12 protein-coding genes and 1 pseudogene are annotated in these 16,366 nt (G+C 63.6%); 4 read left to right on the top strand and 9 right to left on the bottom strand.

Going from position 1 to position 16,366, the window contains the following annotated elements; all coding sequences use genetic code 11:
- Positions 1-153 precede the first annotated feature (153 nt).
- A complete protein-coding gene (locus CDV44_RS00850) occupies positions 154-531 on the top strand; it encodes a YqjD family protein (RefSeq protein ID WP_087686292.1) in 378 nt (125 codons plus the stop codon).
- A gap of 55 nt (positions 532-586) precedes the next feature.
- Here the strand turns inward: CDV44_RS00850 and CDV44_RS00855 are convergent, their stop codons facing one another.
- From CDV44_RS00855 to pilM, 6 genes and pseudogenes are all read right to left on the bottom strand, one after another.
- A complete protein-coding gene (locus tag CDV44_RS00855; RefSeq protein ID WP_087686293.1) occupies positions 587-1,723 on the bottom strand; it encodes a deoxyguanosinetriphosphate triphosphohydrolase in 1,137 nt (378 codons plus the stop codon).
- 15 nt (positions 1,724-1,738) lie between these two features.
- On the bottom strand, positions 1,739-2,815 hold the full coding sequence (aroB, locus tag CDV44_RS00860; protein WP_087686294.1) for a 3-dehydroquinate synthase: 1,077 nt from the start codon (positions 2,813-2,815) through the stop codon (positions 1,739-1,741).
- 289 nt (positions 2,816-3,104) lie between these two features.
- Positions 3,105-3,623: pseudogene (locus CDV44_RS00865) on the bottom strand (shikimate kinase); the annotation flags it as partial.
- Positions 3,529-6,114: a type IV pilus secretin PilQ gene (gene pilQ / locus CDV44_RS00870; protein ID WP_170935813.1), complete on the bottom strand. Its 2,586-nt coding sequence runs from the start codon at positions 6,112-6,114 to the stop codon at positions 3,529-3,531. The gene pilQ and the pseudogene CDV44_RS00865, both read right to left, overlap by 95 nt.
- Before the next feature lie 166 nt (positions 6,115-6,280).
- Complete coding sequence (locus CDV44_RS00875) at positions 6,281-6,940, bottom strand: PilN domain-containing protein (protein ID WP_087686296.1); 660 nt, start codon at positions 6,938-6,940, stop codon at positions 6,281-6,283.
- Positions 6,931-8,007, bottom strand: coding sequence for a type IV pilus biogenesis protein PilM (gene pilM / locus CDV44_RS00880; RefSeq protein WP_170935814.1), 1,077 nt, complete (start codon positions 8,005-8,007; stop codon positions 6,931-6,933). Before pilM ends, CDV44_RS00875 begins: the two co-directional genes overlap by 10 nt.
- 266 nt (positions 8,008-8,273) lie before the next feature.
- Here pilM and CDV44_RS00885 point away from each other — a divergent pair, with 266 nt between their 5' ends.
- Positions 8,274-10,670 (top strand): penicillin-binding protein 1A, encoded by a 2,397-nt coding sequence (locus tag CDV44_RS00885; RefSeq protein WP_087686298.1) that lies wholly within the window; start codon positions 8,274-8,276, stop codon positions 10,668-10,670.
- Positions 10,671-10,741: 71 nt separating this feature from the next.
- Here CDV44_RS00885 and cyaY read toward each other — a convergent pair whose 3' ends face one another.
- Positions 10,742-11,062: an iron donor protein CyaY gene (gene cyaY / locus CDV44_RS00890; protein ID WP_058379944.1), complete on the bottom strand. Its 321-nt coding sequence runs from the start codon at positions 11,060-11,062 to the stop codon at positions 10,742-10,744.
- A 57-nt stretch (positions 11,063-11,119) separates the two neighbouring features.
- On the opposite strand from cyaY, the gene CDV44_RS28695 reads away from it, so the two are divergent.
- Together CDV44_RS28695 and lysA are read left to right on the top strand one after the other, a co-directional pair.
- Positions 11,120-11,347: a lipoprotein gene (locus tag CDV44_RS28695; RefSeq protein ID WP_367649234.1), complete on the top strand. Its 228-nt coding sequence runs from the start codon at positions 11,120-11,122 to the stop codon at positions 11,345-11,347.
- 148 nt (positions 11,348-11,495) lie between these two features.
- Positions 11,496-12,758: a diaminopimelate decarboxylase gene (gene lysA / locus CDV44_RS00895; RefSeq protein WP_087686299.1), complete on the top strand. Its 1,263-nt coding sequence runs from the start codon at positions 11,496-11,498 to the stop codon at positions 12,756-12,758.
- Between the two features lie 188 nt (positions 12,759-12,946).
- Here the strand turns inward: lysA and ccsB are convergent, their stop codons facing one another.
- A complete protein-coding gene (gene ccsB / locus CDV44_RS00900) occupies positions 12,947-14,131 on the bottom strand; it encodes a c-type cytochrome biogenesis protein CcsB (RefSeq protein WP_087686300.1) in 1,185 nt (394 codons plus the stop codon).
- 11 nt (positions 14,132-14,142) lie between these two features.
- On the bottom strand, positions 14,143-16,278 hold the full coding sequence (locus tag CDV44_RS00905; RefSeq protein WP_087686301.1) for a cytochrome c biogenesis protein ResB: 2,136 nt from the start codon (positions 16,276-16,278) through the stop codon (positions 14,143-14,145).
- Positions 16,279-16,366: the final 88 nt, after the last annotated feature.

The raw sequence follows: 16,366 nt of genomic DNA on the forward strand, positions 1-16,366 counted from the left end.
TTTCCCGTTTGGCCCGCTGTCTCTCATGGTGTACGCCCGCGAATGGCCACGCCATAATGGCCGCTCGCACCAGGTTTCCATCGGCATGGCGCCGGCAAGTCCCCCCGGACATGGCGCAGGCCGCATTTCAATACCACCATCAGGGAGTCAGAAATGGGAATTGCCTCGAAAGCGGAATCAGCTCTGAATAACGGCCTCGACGATGCCCGCTATGCGGGACGCCGCACGGCACGTGCAGCACGTCTGGCAACCGGCGACGTTTCAGCACGCGTTCGCGACCTGCTCGACGATCTCGATCACGCCCTCTCCAACGCAAAATCGGCCTCCGATATCGAAGCGCTGCGCACCGAAATCGGTGACAAGCTTCGTGAAGCACGCAGTGACTTTGACGATAGGCGCGCGCATCTGCGCCGTCGCGCCAATGAGGTCTGGGAAGAAGCCGATGGCTATGTGCATGAACGCCCTTGGCAGACGCTCGGGACCGTAGCCGCCGTGGCCTTGGTACTCGGGTTTATCGCCGGACGCAGTTAATCGCAGCGTAAAGGGCGGCCTCCCTCGCGGAGGCCGTCACCCACTCACCTATTCACTAAAGCGTCGGCTCGATCGTAAAGAGCCTACGGTATTCCTTGATCGCGTAGCGGTCCGTCATCCCCGCGACGTAGTGCGCAATCCAGCGCGGTTGATCCGCCTCATTCTCGGGGCGGTAGTTCGGCGGCAACAATCGAGGGTCAGAGAGAAACGCGGCAAACAGCTCCTGCACGATGCGCTGGGCTTTGGCCGCCATGCGCATCACCAGATAGTGCCGGTAGAGGTTCTCGAACAGAAAGCGCTTCAACTGGCCCGCCTGTTCCCGCATCTCGTCACTGAACGCCACCAGCGGCCCGACACCCCGTACGTCGTCCATCGAGGCCGGTGAGGCATCGGCCACGCGGCGGCGCGTCGTGGCGATCAGGTCGACGATCAGCGCGTTGATGATGCGTCGTGTCGTCTCATGCACGAGCCTCCGCCCGGATATCTCCGGCCACTCGCGCTGCGCGTCCGCGCAATAGCGCTTCCAGAGCGGCACAGCGTCGAGCTGCTCCAGCGACAACAACCCTGAGCGCACACCATCGTCGATATCGTGATTGTTGTAAGCGATCTCATCGGCGAGATTCGCAATCTGCGCCTCAATGCCCGGCTGGCGCCCTTTGAGAAAACGCTCACCGAGCTCACCAAGCTCCCGCGCATTAGCGCGCGAGCAGTGCTTGAGAATGCCCTCGCGCGTCTCGAAGCACAGGTTCAGGCCGTTGAATCCCCCGTAGTGCTCTTCGAGTTCGTCGACAACGATCAGGCTTTGCAGGTTGTGCTCGAAGCCACCGTAGTCGCGCATGCAGGCGTTAAGTGCATCCTGTCCGGCGTGACCGAAGGGGGTATGACCGAGGTCGTGCGCCAGCGCAATGGCTTCGACCAGATCTTCGTTGACACGGAGGTTGCGGGCGATCGAGCGCCCGATCTGGGCCACTTCGAGGCTATGGGTGAGGCGGGTGCGGAACAGGTCGCCTTCGTGATTCACGAAGACCTGTGTCTTGTATTCGAGCCGGCGAAACGCCGTTGAATGGATGATGCGGTCGCGGTCGCGTTGAAATTCACTGCGCGTCGCCGGGGCTGCCTCGGCAAACCGGCGTCCACGCGAATTCAGCGAACGGGCCGCGTATGGGGCCAGCGACGCTTCGTAATCGACCATCGCCAGCCCTCCCGCTTACACGTTGGCGCGCAGCGTCGCGCGCAGTTCGGCATCGGGCACACGCGTCATGAACGCTTCGCCCAACCGGTTAAGTAGCACGAAGCGGATATCACCGCCCTCGGCTTTCTTGTCGACCCGCATCAGATCGATGTAGCGATCTTCGCCGAGTGCTGGACCAGTCACCGGCAGCTTGGCCGCCGCGACGAGGGCCTTGATGCGCGGCACCAGGGCTTCGTCGATGTAACCGAGCCGCGCCGACAGATCGGCGCCCATCACCATGCCGCACCCGACCGCTTCGCCGTGCAGCCACTCGCCGTAGCCGAGACCCGCTTCGATGGCATGTCCGAAGGTATGTCCGAAGTTCAGCGTGGCGCGCAAGCCTTGTTCGCGTTCATCGCTGGCAACGACGGCGGCTTTGATCTCGCACGAGCGTTGCACCGCATACGACAGCGCCGCCGTATCGCGCGCATTCAACGCGTCGATATTGGCTTCGATCCAGTCGAAATACGCTTCGTCCGCGATCGCACCGTGCTTGATGACTTCCGCAAGCCCCGCCGCCAACTCACGTTCCGGCAGCGTCGACAACGTGTCGATGTCGGCCAGTACGGCGCTCGGCTGCCAGAAGGCACCGATCATGTTCTTGCCCAACGGATGGTTGATGCCCGTCTTGCCGCCCACCGACGAGTCGACTTGCGCGAGCAGCGTCGTCGGCACCTGCACGAACGGGACACCGCGCATGTAGCACGCTGCGGCAAAGCCCGTCATATCGCCCACCACTCCGCCGCCCAGCGCGATCAGCGTCGCCTTGCGATCGGCTTGTGCGCCCAGCAGTTCGTCGAAAATGAGATTCAGCGTCTGCCAGTTCTTGTACTGCTCTCCATCCGGCAGCACCGCCGTGACGACGCGCTTGCCCAGTCGCTGGAGGGTCGCGGCGACTTTCTCCGCATACAGCGGCGCGACGGTCGTGTTCGTCACGATGATCGCGTGCGTGCCGCGCACATGCGGCGCGAACAAAGCATCCTGCGTGAGCAGGTCTGTGCCGATGTGGATAGGGTAGGCGCGCTCGCCAAGTTCGAGTTTGAGGGTAATCATGCCGCTGACTGGCTAGTGCTAGTTATCGTGGTCGGCAACATCAGCGTGAGGCCGTGTCACGAATCGGTGACATGGCATTTCCCGCTGCGTCGCTGGGTATGGGTTCGTTGGCGTGCGTGCTGGCGTTCGGCATGCCGTCGGCCGCCTCGCTGGCGCTCCCGGTGCTTTCGGTGCTTTCGGTATTCCCGATGCTTTCGCCGCGGGCGTCATTACCTTCGCCTTGCGCATCGACATCACCAACACCATCCGCTTGGGCATCGGCTTCGAGCTCATGGTGAGGCCCGATCGGCACGATGCCGGCGACCTCCAGTTGCATGAGCACCATGTTGACGAGCGCATTGACGCTTGGCCGGCCCGTCTCGATGACAAACGTCGCACACTCGCGGTACAACGCGTCGCGCTCCTGAAACAATTGTTCAAGGCGCGCGCGCGGATCCGCCGTTTGCAGCAACGGGCGGTTTTTGTCGCGACGCGTGCGCAACCACAAGTCATGCGGTGTGGCACGCAGATAGACGACGGTACCGCGCGACTTGATGCATTCGCGGTTTTCTGCGCGCAGCACCGCGCCCCCGCCGGTGGCGAGAACGATGCCGCTGCGCTGTGTGAGTTCGTCGATGGTGTGCGCTTCGCGCTGGCGAAAGCCGTCTTCGCCTTCGTGCTCGAAGATGACCGGGATTCGCACGCCTGTACGCGCTTCGATCTCGTGGTCGGAGTCATAGAACTGCCGTCCGAGACGTCGCGCGACGGCGCGTCCGACCGTGGTCTTGCCCGCCCCCATCAATCCGACAAGTATTACGTTTTCCAGCATGAATCGCTGATATTTGGGTTCCAATCCCTGATGATACCGGGATATGCGTCGGGCGTGCGGAACGCGTCGCCTCCAAAGACGCCGCCGTCAGCCTGGCGTGCCCCGCTGGAACATCGTTTGCCGGCACCTCGGGGAGGCCTGCCGGTTGGTCCGGCGCCCCCCGGAATGCCTTGCGTCCGGGCATCTCCTCGCTGCCGCCCCGTAACGGCGCGGGCCTGCCAGGGGCGACATTGGCGTCCACGCCACCGGCCTCCGGCACCACGCTGGGGGTGATGAACACAAGCAACTCGGTGCGCCGGTCCTCCTCCGAACGGTTCCGGAATAGCGCACCCAGCAGTGGCACATCGCCTAGCCACGGCACCTGGGCACGCGAACCGCGCCGTTCCTCCTGATAGATCCCCCCGATGGCCACCGTCCCGCCGTCTTCGACCTGCACCTGTGTCTTGACGTGACGGGTATCCACGGCAAAGCCGTCGGCGACCTCGTGCCCCACGCTGTCCTTGCGCACATCCACGTCAAGAATGACCTGCCCGTCAGGCGTAATCAGTGGCGTTACCTCCAGACGCAGCGTGGCTTTGCGGAACTGCACCGTGGACACGCTTCGCCGCCCGCTACGGGCCTGATAGGGCAGTTCGGTTCCCTGCTCGATGACCGCTTCCACCTTGTCCGCCGTCACCACCCTCGGACGCGACACCACCCGCCCCCGTCCACTGGTTTCAAGCGCCGACAGTTCGAGTTGCAGAAAACGCGTGGCAGACCGCCCGAACAGCGTAATGGCCAGACTTGGCGGCGCCACGCCCGCGAGTGCCGCCGCGGGCAGGGCGCTGTCGAGTATGTCGACCAATCCCGGAGACCCCGTGCCGGCCGGCGAGCCGCCCCCCTTAGCCCCACGAGTCCCCTGCATCCCCTTGCTCTCGTTACCCGCCGCACTGCCACTTCGCCGCGACGTGGTGTCGCCACCCCGAGAAGGCGCGGCATTTCCGGCCTTCTGGGCATGGGTCCGTGCGTAATCACCGGCGAGGTTGACGCCGAGCGACTCGCTGAACCGGTCATCGGCTTCAACGATGCGTGCCTCGATCAACACCTGCCTGACCGGCACATCGATACGCGCGATAAACGCGCCGAGGGCATCGAGGCGTTCCGGCAAGTCCGTCACGAAGAGCTGGTTGGTGCGAGGGTCCGCGATCAAACTGCCTCGCGATGACAACAGCCGCTGCGTTTTGCGATCCTTCTCGCCGATGATGACTTCGCGCAATTCCAATGCGCGCGGGTAATTCAGCGTGAAGCGCCGGCTGACGAGAGGTTGCATGGTCTCGCGCTTCGCTGCGGTTTCCAGTTGCGCCTGCTCGTCAGCGAGCAATTCGGCCTTCGGCGCCACCCAGTCCACACCGTGTAACGATCGCACGCCCAGCCCTGCTGCCCGGATCAGCACCTCGAAGGCCGTCGCCTGGGACACGTTCGCCATTTCCACGTCAAGCCGCCCCGCGACGCGTTCGCCCAGCACCAGATTTCTGCCCGTCAGACGCGCGAACGCCTTCAGTGCATCGACCGTATCCACCCCATGCAGCGTCACATTGATCTGCGTTTCGAGGTGCGGTGCGGGAGGATGTGCCGGCCCCGCCCAATCCGAGGTCACGCCGTTGGCGACACGCCGGAAGGTCACACGACGCGCCCCGGCCTGCATTTCGCCGATGGGGTCGGCGACATCAACGGCTGACACGGCTGGCACCGCAGGATCCAGCACCATTGCGGCAGTCGCCTGCCCCGGACGCCCCGTCAACGATGCGCGAAACACGTCAACCATGGCCGTCGGCATCTGCCACGGCGTCAGCGTTTCCGGCAGCTTGGGCATCGGCACAGCATCACTCACGGCGCCAGCGGCTAACTCGCGATGCCACACATAGGCCGCTATCGTTACCTTTAGGGTTGCCTGCCCGTTTGCGTCATGCGCCGCACTCGCATCTACCGCCTGCAAGTTGAGCCGCTCGATGACAAGCTGGCGCGGCGACCGCTCGATCTCGGCAAGCAGACCGATCAAACCCGCCACCGGCCCCGTCACCCGCATTTCCGCTCGCTCGGTGTCGATACCGGCTTTCGCGTCGAATGCCCCCGGACGGGCCATCTCCAGTACCAGCCCAGCGCGCGCGACAAGCGACTCGAGGTCGGCACGCCACATCCGATCAGATCCCGCGTACGCGATATTCGACCCGCCTCGTGGTACCTGCCGCTGGCGTGGCTGCCGCCTATCCCCGGGCAATCTATCGACCGCCGCCGCGGAAGCGATTCCCATAGGCGCCCCCGGAGGTGCGTCCGATGCCGCAACCGGCAACAGGCGCTCCCACGCCACCGTCTCAGCCTCCGCGTTTCGCAGCGTCGTCATTAACTGCGGTAATTGCTTCGCCTGCGACGTCGCGAGATCCAGCGCCGTGCGCCCGGCGGCGATGTCGTTGCTCAGCGACGTGCGCACCGGCAACCCGATGAGCCACCACATCGACCAACTCAGCGTCAGCGCCCCCAGCAGCACCGCTGCCCCAAGGCTCCAACGCACGGGCAACGGCCATTCCTGTGGCGAAACCGATGCCCACGCAGCCCAGCGCGTCCGGCAACGCGCGGCAAGATCGGCGAGAAGATCGCGGACATCGGCCGGTGATTGGCGGTCATTTGTCATCGATGCCCTCCTCCGGATCCCACACGTCGTCGCCAGCAAACGCCGGTTCCGCAACGGGCCGGTGCACGACGCGCACAGCGAAGCGCCGCACGGCCGGCAAGGACGCCGGGGGATTGGCCCCCATCAATTGCCGCGCCACGCCCTCGGGGATCAGACTCGATTCGACTTCCGCGACTTTTTTAACCCACGGCAGGCTTCGCAAGCGCTTCTGCATCTCGCGCACACGGGACTGTGTTGTCGCGAAGCCGCTGACATTTAGTTGCCGGTCATCGATATCGACGCCTGCTAAACGCACGCCATCAGCACACGCTCGCATGACGTCGAGGAGCCGGCCCGCCATATCCTGTCGGCGCGTTATCAGCGCCAGCGCCGCCCTCCGGTGTGCCCGAATACCCGCCAGCGCGCGCCGCGTCGTGTCGAACGACGCGGCCGCTGCGTCGAGCTGCGAGCGTGCGGCGTTCAGCGCCAACAATTTTGCCCGCCCTTCGCCGCGCGCATGAACTTCCCAAGTGATCGGCAGCAGCGCCAGCAAGGCACCCGCCAGCGCGAGCGCCCCCCAGATTCGCCACTGATGGCGAAAATCACGCTGACGCCGCTGCGCCAGCGTGGGCAGCAAATCGATGGGCGGAAGTCGAGGCATCACGCCCATGGCAGACCTCGCATCGACATGGCGCGTAACGCCAGACCACACGCGACGGCAAGCGACGCACGTTCAGCAAACGTCTGCCTCAGACGCGCCGGTGCGCTCGCAGCGTCGAGTCGGCCGAGCGGGTCAAACGGCCGCACAGGGACACGGCACGCCGAGACGAGGCCGTCGCACATCGCCACAAAAGCGCCCGGCGTCATGCTTTGCGCCGCCACATGCAGCGAACTGGCCGCGACCGGTAGTCTGCCGAGCAGCTCACACACCACACTCGCTAATGCTTCGGGGTTCCCGTTCACGCCGTCGAAGCGCTCGCGCAAGTCGCCCACGCACGTCTGCGCATCGAACACGGCCAGATCGATGTCGTGATCGCTGACCTGGAGCAGCGCCATCGGCGATGGCGGCGATCGAGACGAAATCGGCGTCTCATGCGCAGGCTCGCCCATCACCGGCCACGCCCATTGGAACGCCCGACGCCCGGCGGCATGGGTCACGTCGACGGCATGGGCACGCAAGCCCGCCATTTCCAGTGCAGCAAGGCGGTCGTCGACCAGTTCGGCCTCACAGGCATACAGCCGTAGACGGTGGCTGCCCGGTTCGGCCCAAGTCACCCCCACGCGCGAACGCAAACCCGGACCGCCGTCACCCGGCAACAGTAGCGCCGCGTGCCGCTCACACCAGGCGCGCAGGGCCCGCTCAGGCATACCCGGCGGGTACTCGACCACGTGAGTCTTGAGCAGATGCGCAGGAAGCGCCAGCACGATGGTGTCGTCGCGCAGGGACTCGACACTCGTGCCGACACGTTCGAGCAGTTCACCGAGGCGTCGGGCCGCTGCTTCGGGTTTGGCCAGCACCCCGCCGCGCAACACATCGTCGTCGAGTGCCGCAGTGCCGTAGGCGTCGAGGCGCAGCCGTGCCGGGCCGGCCACGCGTGTCAGGCGAACAAATTGCAGGGTTCCTGCGTCAAAGTGAATACCGCACCCGCCACCGTCGAGACGCGGCAAAAGGGCCGCGAAGGGGCGTGCGAGGGGGTGTGTGATGTGGCGCAAGTTGCGCAGAGCCGCTTCGATCATGACGTGCCTCCCATGTGGGTCGATGTCGATGCAATCGATCCTAGCCATCGGGGAAGCGGCCTCCAATCGGACGAATCCGAATCTTGGCGCGGCAATCGCGGTTCGTTTCGCTTTCGGAATCCGCGCCGCTTTTTTCTCGTCTTTGTCCGAGTCACGACACGCCTGGAATCCCATTTCTGACATCTTCGGTAGAGAGGCACCGGCCGTTCGGGGGGTCTTCGCTAACCGTTCGTTATAATCGGCCCATTGTTTTTTTCGACTCCCCCATGGCAAGCACACCCCAAACAGAGACCCCACGCGACAAGCGCCCACCCAAACCGCGCCGCTCCATCTGGCTGCGCATCGTTTTGTGGTTCGTCGGCCTGATCGCCGCGATGCTCGTCTGTGGCGCGTTGCTGGCGGGGTACATCCTGGTGGTCATGACGCCGCAGTTGCCGTCGCTCGACACCATCGTCGACTACCGGCCGAAGATTCCGCTGCGCATCTATACCGCCGACGAAATTCAGATCGGCGAGTTCGGCGAGGAGCGCCGTAACGTCGTGCGCTTTGCCGACATTCCGGATGTGATGAAGAAGGCCGTCCTCGCCATCGAGGACGATCGCTTCTATCAGCATGGCGGCGTCGACTTCATCGGGATCTTCCGGGCGGGCGTGGCCAACGTCGCTCGCGGCGGCTCGTCGCAAGGCGCCAGTACGATCACGATGCAGGTTGCACGCAACTTCTTCCTGTCGAGCGAGAAGACGTACACGCGAAAGATTTACGAAGCGCTGCTCGCCTACAAGATCGAGTCGCGCCTGACGAAGGATCAGATTCTCGAGCTGTACATGAATCAGATCTATCTGGGCGAGCGCGCGTACGGTTTCGCGAGCGCTGCCCGCGTGTATTTCGGCAAGGACATCAAGGACGTCACGCTTGCCGAAGCCGCAATGCTGGCCGGCCTGCCCAAGGCGCCGTCAGCCTACAACCCGATCGTCAACTACAAGCGGGCGCGCGTGCGTCAGGAGTACATCCTCAAGCGCATGTACGACCTCGGTTACGTGTCGAAAGCAGAATACGATCAGGCGATCTCGCAAGAACTGGTCGTGCGCGGGCTCGGCAGCGAGTTCAGCGTGCATGCGGGTTACGTCGCGGAAATGGTGCGTCAGCTGCTTTACGCCCAGTTCAAGGACGAGATCTACACCCGCGGCTTCAACGTCTACACGACGATCAATTCGGCCGATCAGGAAGCGGCCTATGAAGCCCTGCGCGCCGGGGTCATGGCCTACGAACTGCGTCACGGCTATCGCGGGCCGGAAGCCAACATCGATCTGCCGAGCGATCAGGACGATCGCGAACAGCTGATCGACGACACGCTGGTCGAGCATCCGGACAGCGGCGACATGGTGGCGGCCGTGGTGCTGGCCGCGTCGCCGCAGCAGGTCAAGGCGGTGCTGCTCAATGGCGACGACGTGAACGTGACGGGCGACGGACTGCGCTTTGCCGCGGCCGGCCTGAGCGCCAAGGCACAACCCAAGCAGAAGATTCGCCCGGGTTCGGTCATTCGCGTGACGAAGGACGCCAAGGACAACTGGCGCATCGTGCAGATGCCCGATATCGAAGCGGCATTTGTCTCACTCGACCCGCAGAACGGCGCGATTCGTTCGCTCGTCGGCGGCTTCGATTTCAATCGCAACAAGTTCAATCACGTCACACAGGCGTGGCGTCAGCCGGGGTCGAGTTTCAAGCCGTTCATCTACTCGGCTGCGCTGGAAAAGGGCTTCGCGCCGGCGACGATCATCAACGACGGTCCGCTCTACTTCACCGCGGCGCAAACCGGCGGTCAGCCGTGGGAGCCTAAGAATTACGGCGGTGGCTTCGAGGGACCGATGCCGATGCGCGTCGCGCTGATGCGCTCGCGTAACCTCGTGTCGATCCGGATTCTGCAAAGCATCACGCCCGGCTACGCGCAGAAGTACATCGCGCGTTTCGGGTTCGAAGCCGACAAGCATCCGGCGTATCTGCCGATGGCGCTGGGCGCCGGCATGGTTACCCCGCTGCAAATGGCGAGCGCCTACGCCGTGTTCGCTAACGGCGGCTTCCGCGTGAATCCGTTCATCGTGGCGCGCATCACGGACTCGAAGGGCAACGTGATCATGGAAGAGAAGCCGGCCACGGCGGGCGATGAGACGTTCCGCGCCATTCCGGCCCGCAACGCCTTCATCATGAACTCGATGCTGCACGACGTGGCAACGCGTGGCACGGCCGCCAAGACGAACGTGCTCAAGCGCAACGACCTCGCAGGCAAGACCGGCACGACCAACGATTCGCACGACGCCTGGTTTGCTGGATATCAATCGCAACTGGTGGGGGTGGCGTGGATCGGGTTCGATCAACCGCGCAATCTGGGTGACCGGGAAACCGGTGGCGGTCTGGCACTGCCGATCTGGATCGACTACATGACCAAGGCTTTGCGTGGTGTGCCGGAATCGACGCGCCCGGTGCCCTCGGGAATCATTCAGGCGAACGGCGATTATTTCTACGACGACTATCCGCCGGGGCGCGCAGTCAGCACGGTGGGGCTGAGCGCCGATACCGCGCCGGACGGCACGACAACCAGTGCGCCGCCCGGGCCGGTCGATACGCAGGAGCGCCAACGCATCCTGGATATGTTCAACAAGCCTTGATGGGACTTACCCGGGGAAAGTGATGATGTGCGTGGTGGGAAACACGCACATCAGTAGCGGACGCGGCAGCCTCAGTCGGCTTGCAGCGTCACCGTCTCGCCGGCTTGCTGCGACGCGAAACGCGAGAGCGCCTCGAACAACTCGGCGTCGTCGCGAGTGTCGCGCCATTCGTCGCCCTTCAGGCGATAGTGGTAGCCGCCCGAGCGCGCCGCTACCCAGATTTCACTCATCGGCGTTTGCAGATTCACGATGATCTTGCTGCCGTCGTCGAACTCGAGCGTCAGCACGTTGCCCGTGCGTTCACAATCGATGTCCACATCGCTGTCTTCGACAGCCGCCTCCACCCGCGCCAGCACAGCCTCGGCGAGCGCCAGGAATTCACTTTCCGTCATGCTAAACTCCACGGTTTGCGTCATCGATTGCATGCCGCACCACGCGGCGATACCCCCATGACAGCACCTATTCGAACCTGCGCGATTGTAGCCTCGATTGCCCTGCTGAGCGTATTAGCCAGCTGTGGCCAGGCCGGCCCCCTTTATTACCCGGCGCGGCCTATCAAGCCGACGCCGCCGCCGGGCGCACCGGTGCCCCCGCCGCCGCTCGTGCCTGAGCCGCAGCGCGGTCCGTCGGTTGAAGTGCCGCCGGCAGCGTCGCTGCCCGCCGCCAAACCGGAGTAAGCTTGTCGGCACCGTTGTCGGGCACCCGATAGCCAACACCCGGCAACGGGCCCGACGGCCAGCGTTCCGAACTGCCGGACAAGCGTTTCCCGCCTGTTTATATTGCGCGCCACGGCGCGTGCCCTTGCCGATTACCCGAGTTTCCGCGATGTCCAACGCCTTCTTCTCTTACCGCGACGACGTACTCCATGCCGAGGGCGTGGCCCTGCCCGTACTCGCCGAGCGCTTCGGTACGCCTTTGTACGTGTATTCGAAGGCGGCCCTGACGTCCGCCTATCAGGCTTACGCCAAGGCTTGCGAAGGGCGTAACGCGGCGGTCCATTACGCGGCCAAGGCCAACTCGAATCTGGCCGTCCTCGGCGTGTTCGCCAAGCTGGGCGCCGGGTTTGACATCGTCTCGGCCGGAGAACTGGCACGCGTGATCGCCGCCGACGGTGACGCCAGCCGCGTGGTCTTCTCCGGTGTGGGCAAGCACGCCGACGAAATGCGTTATGCGCTCGACAAGGATGTGTTCTGCTTCAACGTCGAATCGCGCCCCGAGCTCGACCGCCTGAACGAAGTGGCCGCCCAGATGAACAAGCGCGCGCGCGTGTCGCTGCGCGTGAATCCGAACGTAGACGCCAAGACGCACCCGTATATTTCTACCGGCCTGCGCGGCAACAAGTTCGGCGTAGCTTACGAAGAAGCGTTCGACGCTTACCGTGCGGCGGCAGCCATGTCGCATCTCGATGTGGTCGGCATCGATTGCCACATCGGCTCGCAAATCACGGAAATTTCGCCGTACCTCGACGCCATCGACAAGCTCCTCGATCTGGTCGAAAAGCTCGACGACGCCGGAATCTCGCTGCATCACATCGATGTGGGCGGTGGCCTCGGCATCCAGTACACGGATGAAACGCCGCCGGACATCACCGCGTTTGCCACCACGGTCATCGACCACATCGCCAAGCGCGGCCATGCACACCGTCAGGTGCTGTTCGAGCCGGGCCGCTCGCTGGTCGGTAACGCCGGCGTGTTGCTCACGCGCGTGGAATTCCTCAAGCACGGTGAGACCAAGAACTTTGCCATCGTCGACGCGGCCATGAACGATCTCGCCCGCCCGGCAATGTACGAGGCTTATCACGGTATCGACCCGGTGACGCGCCGTGCGGCTGACGTGGTGACATACGACGTGGTTGGCCCGGTGTGCGAAAGCGGCGACTGGCTCGGCCGTGACCGCGCGCTGGCGATTGCGCCGGACGACCTGCTGGCGATCCGCTCGGCCGGCGCGTACGGCTTCACGATGAGCTCGAACTACAACACGCGTCCGCGTGCGGCAGAAGTCATGGTCGACGGCGTCGATGTCCACCTCGTGCGTGAGCGCGAAACGGTCGAATCGCTGTTTGCCGGTGAACGTCTGCTGCCGGCCTGAAGTTGCTACAACCAGTCTGAGCGGACCGATCTCCTCCGGTTTGCCGACGCCCGCACACACGGGGCGGCAAACCGAAGCGCCGCCCAATAAAAAAGCCGCCTGCGCATTTCGCGCGGCGGCTTTTTTACTTCACGCATCGACCGGCCGTGTACTGCGACTGCTGGCCGTATCGACACGTGGATGACACGTCAGAGCTGTCCGTAGCTGTGCAGGCCCGACAGGAACATGTTCACACCGAGGAACGCGAACGTCGTGATCAGCAGGCCCGTCAGCGACCACCATGCCGCCACCACGCCACGCAGCCCCTTCATCAGGCGCATGTGCAGCCACGCCGCGTAGTTCAGCCACACGATCAGTGCCCAGGTTTCCTTCGGGTCCCAGCTCCAGTAACCGCCCCAGGCATCGGCCGCCCACAGTGCCCCGAGAATCGTGGCAATCGTGAAGAACGCGAAGCCCACGGCAATCGCCTTGTACATCACGTCGTCGAGCAATTCGAGCGACGGCAGGCGTGACGAAAAGAAACCGCTGTCGATCGCCTTGCCCGCTGCAACGTTACGCTTTTGCTCGCCGGACTTGAGCAGATAAGCCACCGCCACCATGGCTGCCAGCGCAAACGTGCCGTAACCGATGAAGTTAGCCGGTACGTGGATCTTCATCCACCAGCTTTGCAGCGCAGGCACGAGCGGTTGAATCTCGTAGGCACTGCGTGCCACGCTGTACCAGAGATTGAAGCCCACCGCGGCGCTGATGACCAACAGCACGAACGGGCCGAGGGCGCGCGTCGCATAGTGTTGCTCGTAGTACAGGTAGAACAGCGACGTGATCAGACAGAAGAGGACGAACACCTCATACAGGTTCGAGATCGGGATGTGCCCAACGTCAGCGCCCACCAGATACGACTCGTACCAGCGCACCATCATGCCGGTGAACCCGAGCAACACTGCCGCCCAACACAGTGCCGACCCGACGCTCGCGCCGAACGGCGAGCGCGCCAGCAAGCCGCCCCAATAGAACAGTGTCGCCAGGAAGAACAGCGCGCTCATCCAGAGGATGGCCGACTGACTCGAGAGGAAATACTTCAGGAAGAACGCCTGATCGGCGCGGGCCAGATCGTGGTGATAGAGCCCGATGCCGGAGAGCGCAAGAATCGCGATACCCGCCATCAACCAGCGCACCGAGCGCCAGTGCCAACCCAATACCGCGAAAATCGGCACCGAGAGCACCAGAATCGTGTGCTCGTAGTAATCCATAAAATGGCCGTAGCGATTGAGCGCGAAGCCCGCCCCAATCGCCAGCGCCAGTGCGAACAGCCAGTCACCGATACTGCGCCGGCGCAGCCACGAGACGTCTGAATAGCCTTGCGATAACTCCATGTCTCTCACCTTCATCGTTTTGTGACGATCGCGTCCAACTCCGCCTTCGTGCGGGCGAATTCCTTGTCGAAATCCAGCGTACGACGTGTGGTCGACGCTGCCATCATGACCGAGCTGCCGCCGTCAGGAGTGTCTTTCACCCACAGCCAGAGACGTCGTTCACGTACGTAAAACATCGAGAAGATGCCGAGTACCAGCAGCAGACTGCCAAGATACACGATCTTCTTGCCGGGCGAGCGCGTGAGCTGGAAGACGCTCGCTTGAATCTGATCGAATGAGTCGAGTTGCAGGAACACCGGCGCGTCGTACAGGAAGTTGTCCGACAGCGCGTTGGTTGCCGTGTGCACGAAACGCTCGTTGTCCGGCGTTGGCGTCGCCGCCGGTTGGCCTGCCTGCTCGCGCGCGACCTGCCAGAGTTGCCAGATCGTGCCGTCGAGGATACGCCGGAACATGTCGGCCGCACTCGATTGCTGCTCCTGCGGCACCTTCTCGCTCACGAACTCGGCGATCGCTTGCAGCCCGCCCGTCGCGTGGCCATTCGCGCTGGCCGAAATGGCACCGGCAAACAGGTCAAGCTCACGCTTGGCGCTTTCCTGCAATTGGCCACGCAGTTCCGCCGAGGTCTGCGACGGCAGCGATTGGGCCGCGAAACGGCGCGCGGCTTCCACCCGGGCTCCGTCATCCTGAAGGGCTGCGCGCAGCAGCATCCATTGTTTGACGGAGCCGTCTTCGTCGGCCGGAATGCGCAAGTACTGGAACGGGCCGTCCGGGGTGTCGCGCACGCCCGTCATGAACACGCGCTGCCCGTCTTCCACCAGAATCGGCAGCATGTAGTTGCGGTATTCCTTCGCCTGCCCGCTGCGGTCGCGCACTTTGTACTGCACCGACGGACCGACGTTGCGCAAGTCCTTGTTCAGATCGGTTTTCGCGCCCGACCCCAGTTGTGCACTCAGATCGTCGCGGAACGATTTACGGGCCACGCCGCGTACGTCCTGCTGCCCGCTGCCGTTACTGATGTTCTCGACGTTGATCGCGCGGAAATCGCTGAATTCAACCGTGTACTCGTCTTTGGCTGCGGCACCGCCCTTCAATTGCGTAGAGCCGCCGATGTCGCCTGAAAAGGCGAACGTCTTGTCGGACGCGCCGCGCATGGGGTAGCCAGTGAGCTTGAGCTTGCTGCCGCCATCTTCAAAGCTCGACTGATAGATCGCGACACCCTTATAGATGAAGGGCTCGTTGACCTTCACCGTGGCATCCATCGACTTGCCGGTCTCGGGATCGGTCACCACGATGTCGCTCGCGAAGAGCTTGGGCATGCCCGTCGAGTAATAGTCGACGTGGAATTTCTTCAACTCGATGGAGAAGGGCAGGTCCTGCACGACCGAGCCGTCCTGGAAGTTCAGAATCGCAGTCGTCGACTTGCCGCCCTCGGGCACGAATGCGTAGCCACGGAACGCGGGGTTGCTCGACGACAGGCGATGTTCCTCTGGGATCTGTGCGATGACCGCGTTGCCTTGCAACGGCGACTTGCCGAACAGGGCCATCTGCATGCGGGTGAGCAAATCGCTGTCGACCAGACCACCCAGACAGATGATCACGATGGCGCTGTGCGCGAAGATGTAGCCGATCTTGTTGATCGCCCCGGCCTTCGCCGCCACGAGCGTCGCTCCATCGCGATCGCGCACGACGAAGCGGTAACCGCGCCGCCCCAGAAAGCCCGTCAGTCTGGGCAGCAGCTCGGCGCGCGGCGTCGGGCCTGAGAACTCGCCCTTGTGACCGAAGGCGCGCAGGCTGCCTTCACGCACGTGGTCGCGCCAGCTGCGGATGTCCGCGATCATCTTCGGCGCGTTGCGCACAACGCACAGCGTCGTCGACGCCATCAAGAAGAAGAGGATCAGCAGAAACCACCACGAGCTGTAGACCTTATAAAGGCCGAGCGAGCGGAAGACGTCGGCCCAGAACGGGCCGAACTGATTGACGTAGTTGGGGTAGGGGTCGCCTTGCTTGAGCACGGTGCCGACAATGCTGGCGATCGCAAGCACGGTGAGCAGGCTGATGGCAAAACGCATCGAACTGACCAGTTCGACACCGTCGCGCACCCATCGCTGCGCGCTTTTGATCTGCATTCCCGAAGTACTGATACTCATCCTGTTTCCGGCAACAAAAAAGGGCGGGAGCGCGTTTTTCACGCGCCCGCCACCCTGTGTATGCTAAACCAGTTCTATCCCGTCACCC

Source organism: Pandoraea sp. PE-S2R-1, from assembly GCF_002179865.1.
GTDB lineage: Bacteria > Pseudomonadota > Gammaproteobacteria > Burkholderiales > Burkholderiaceae > Pandoraea.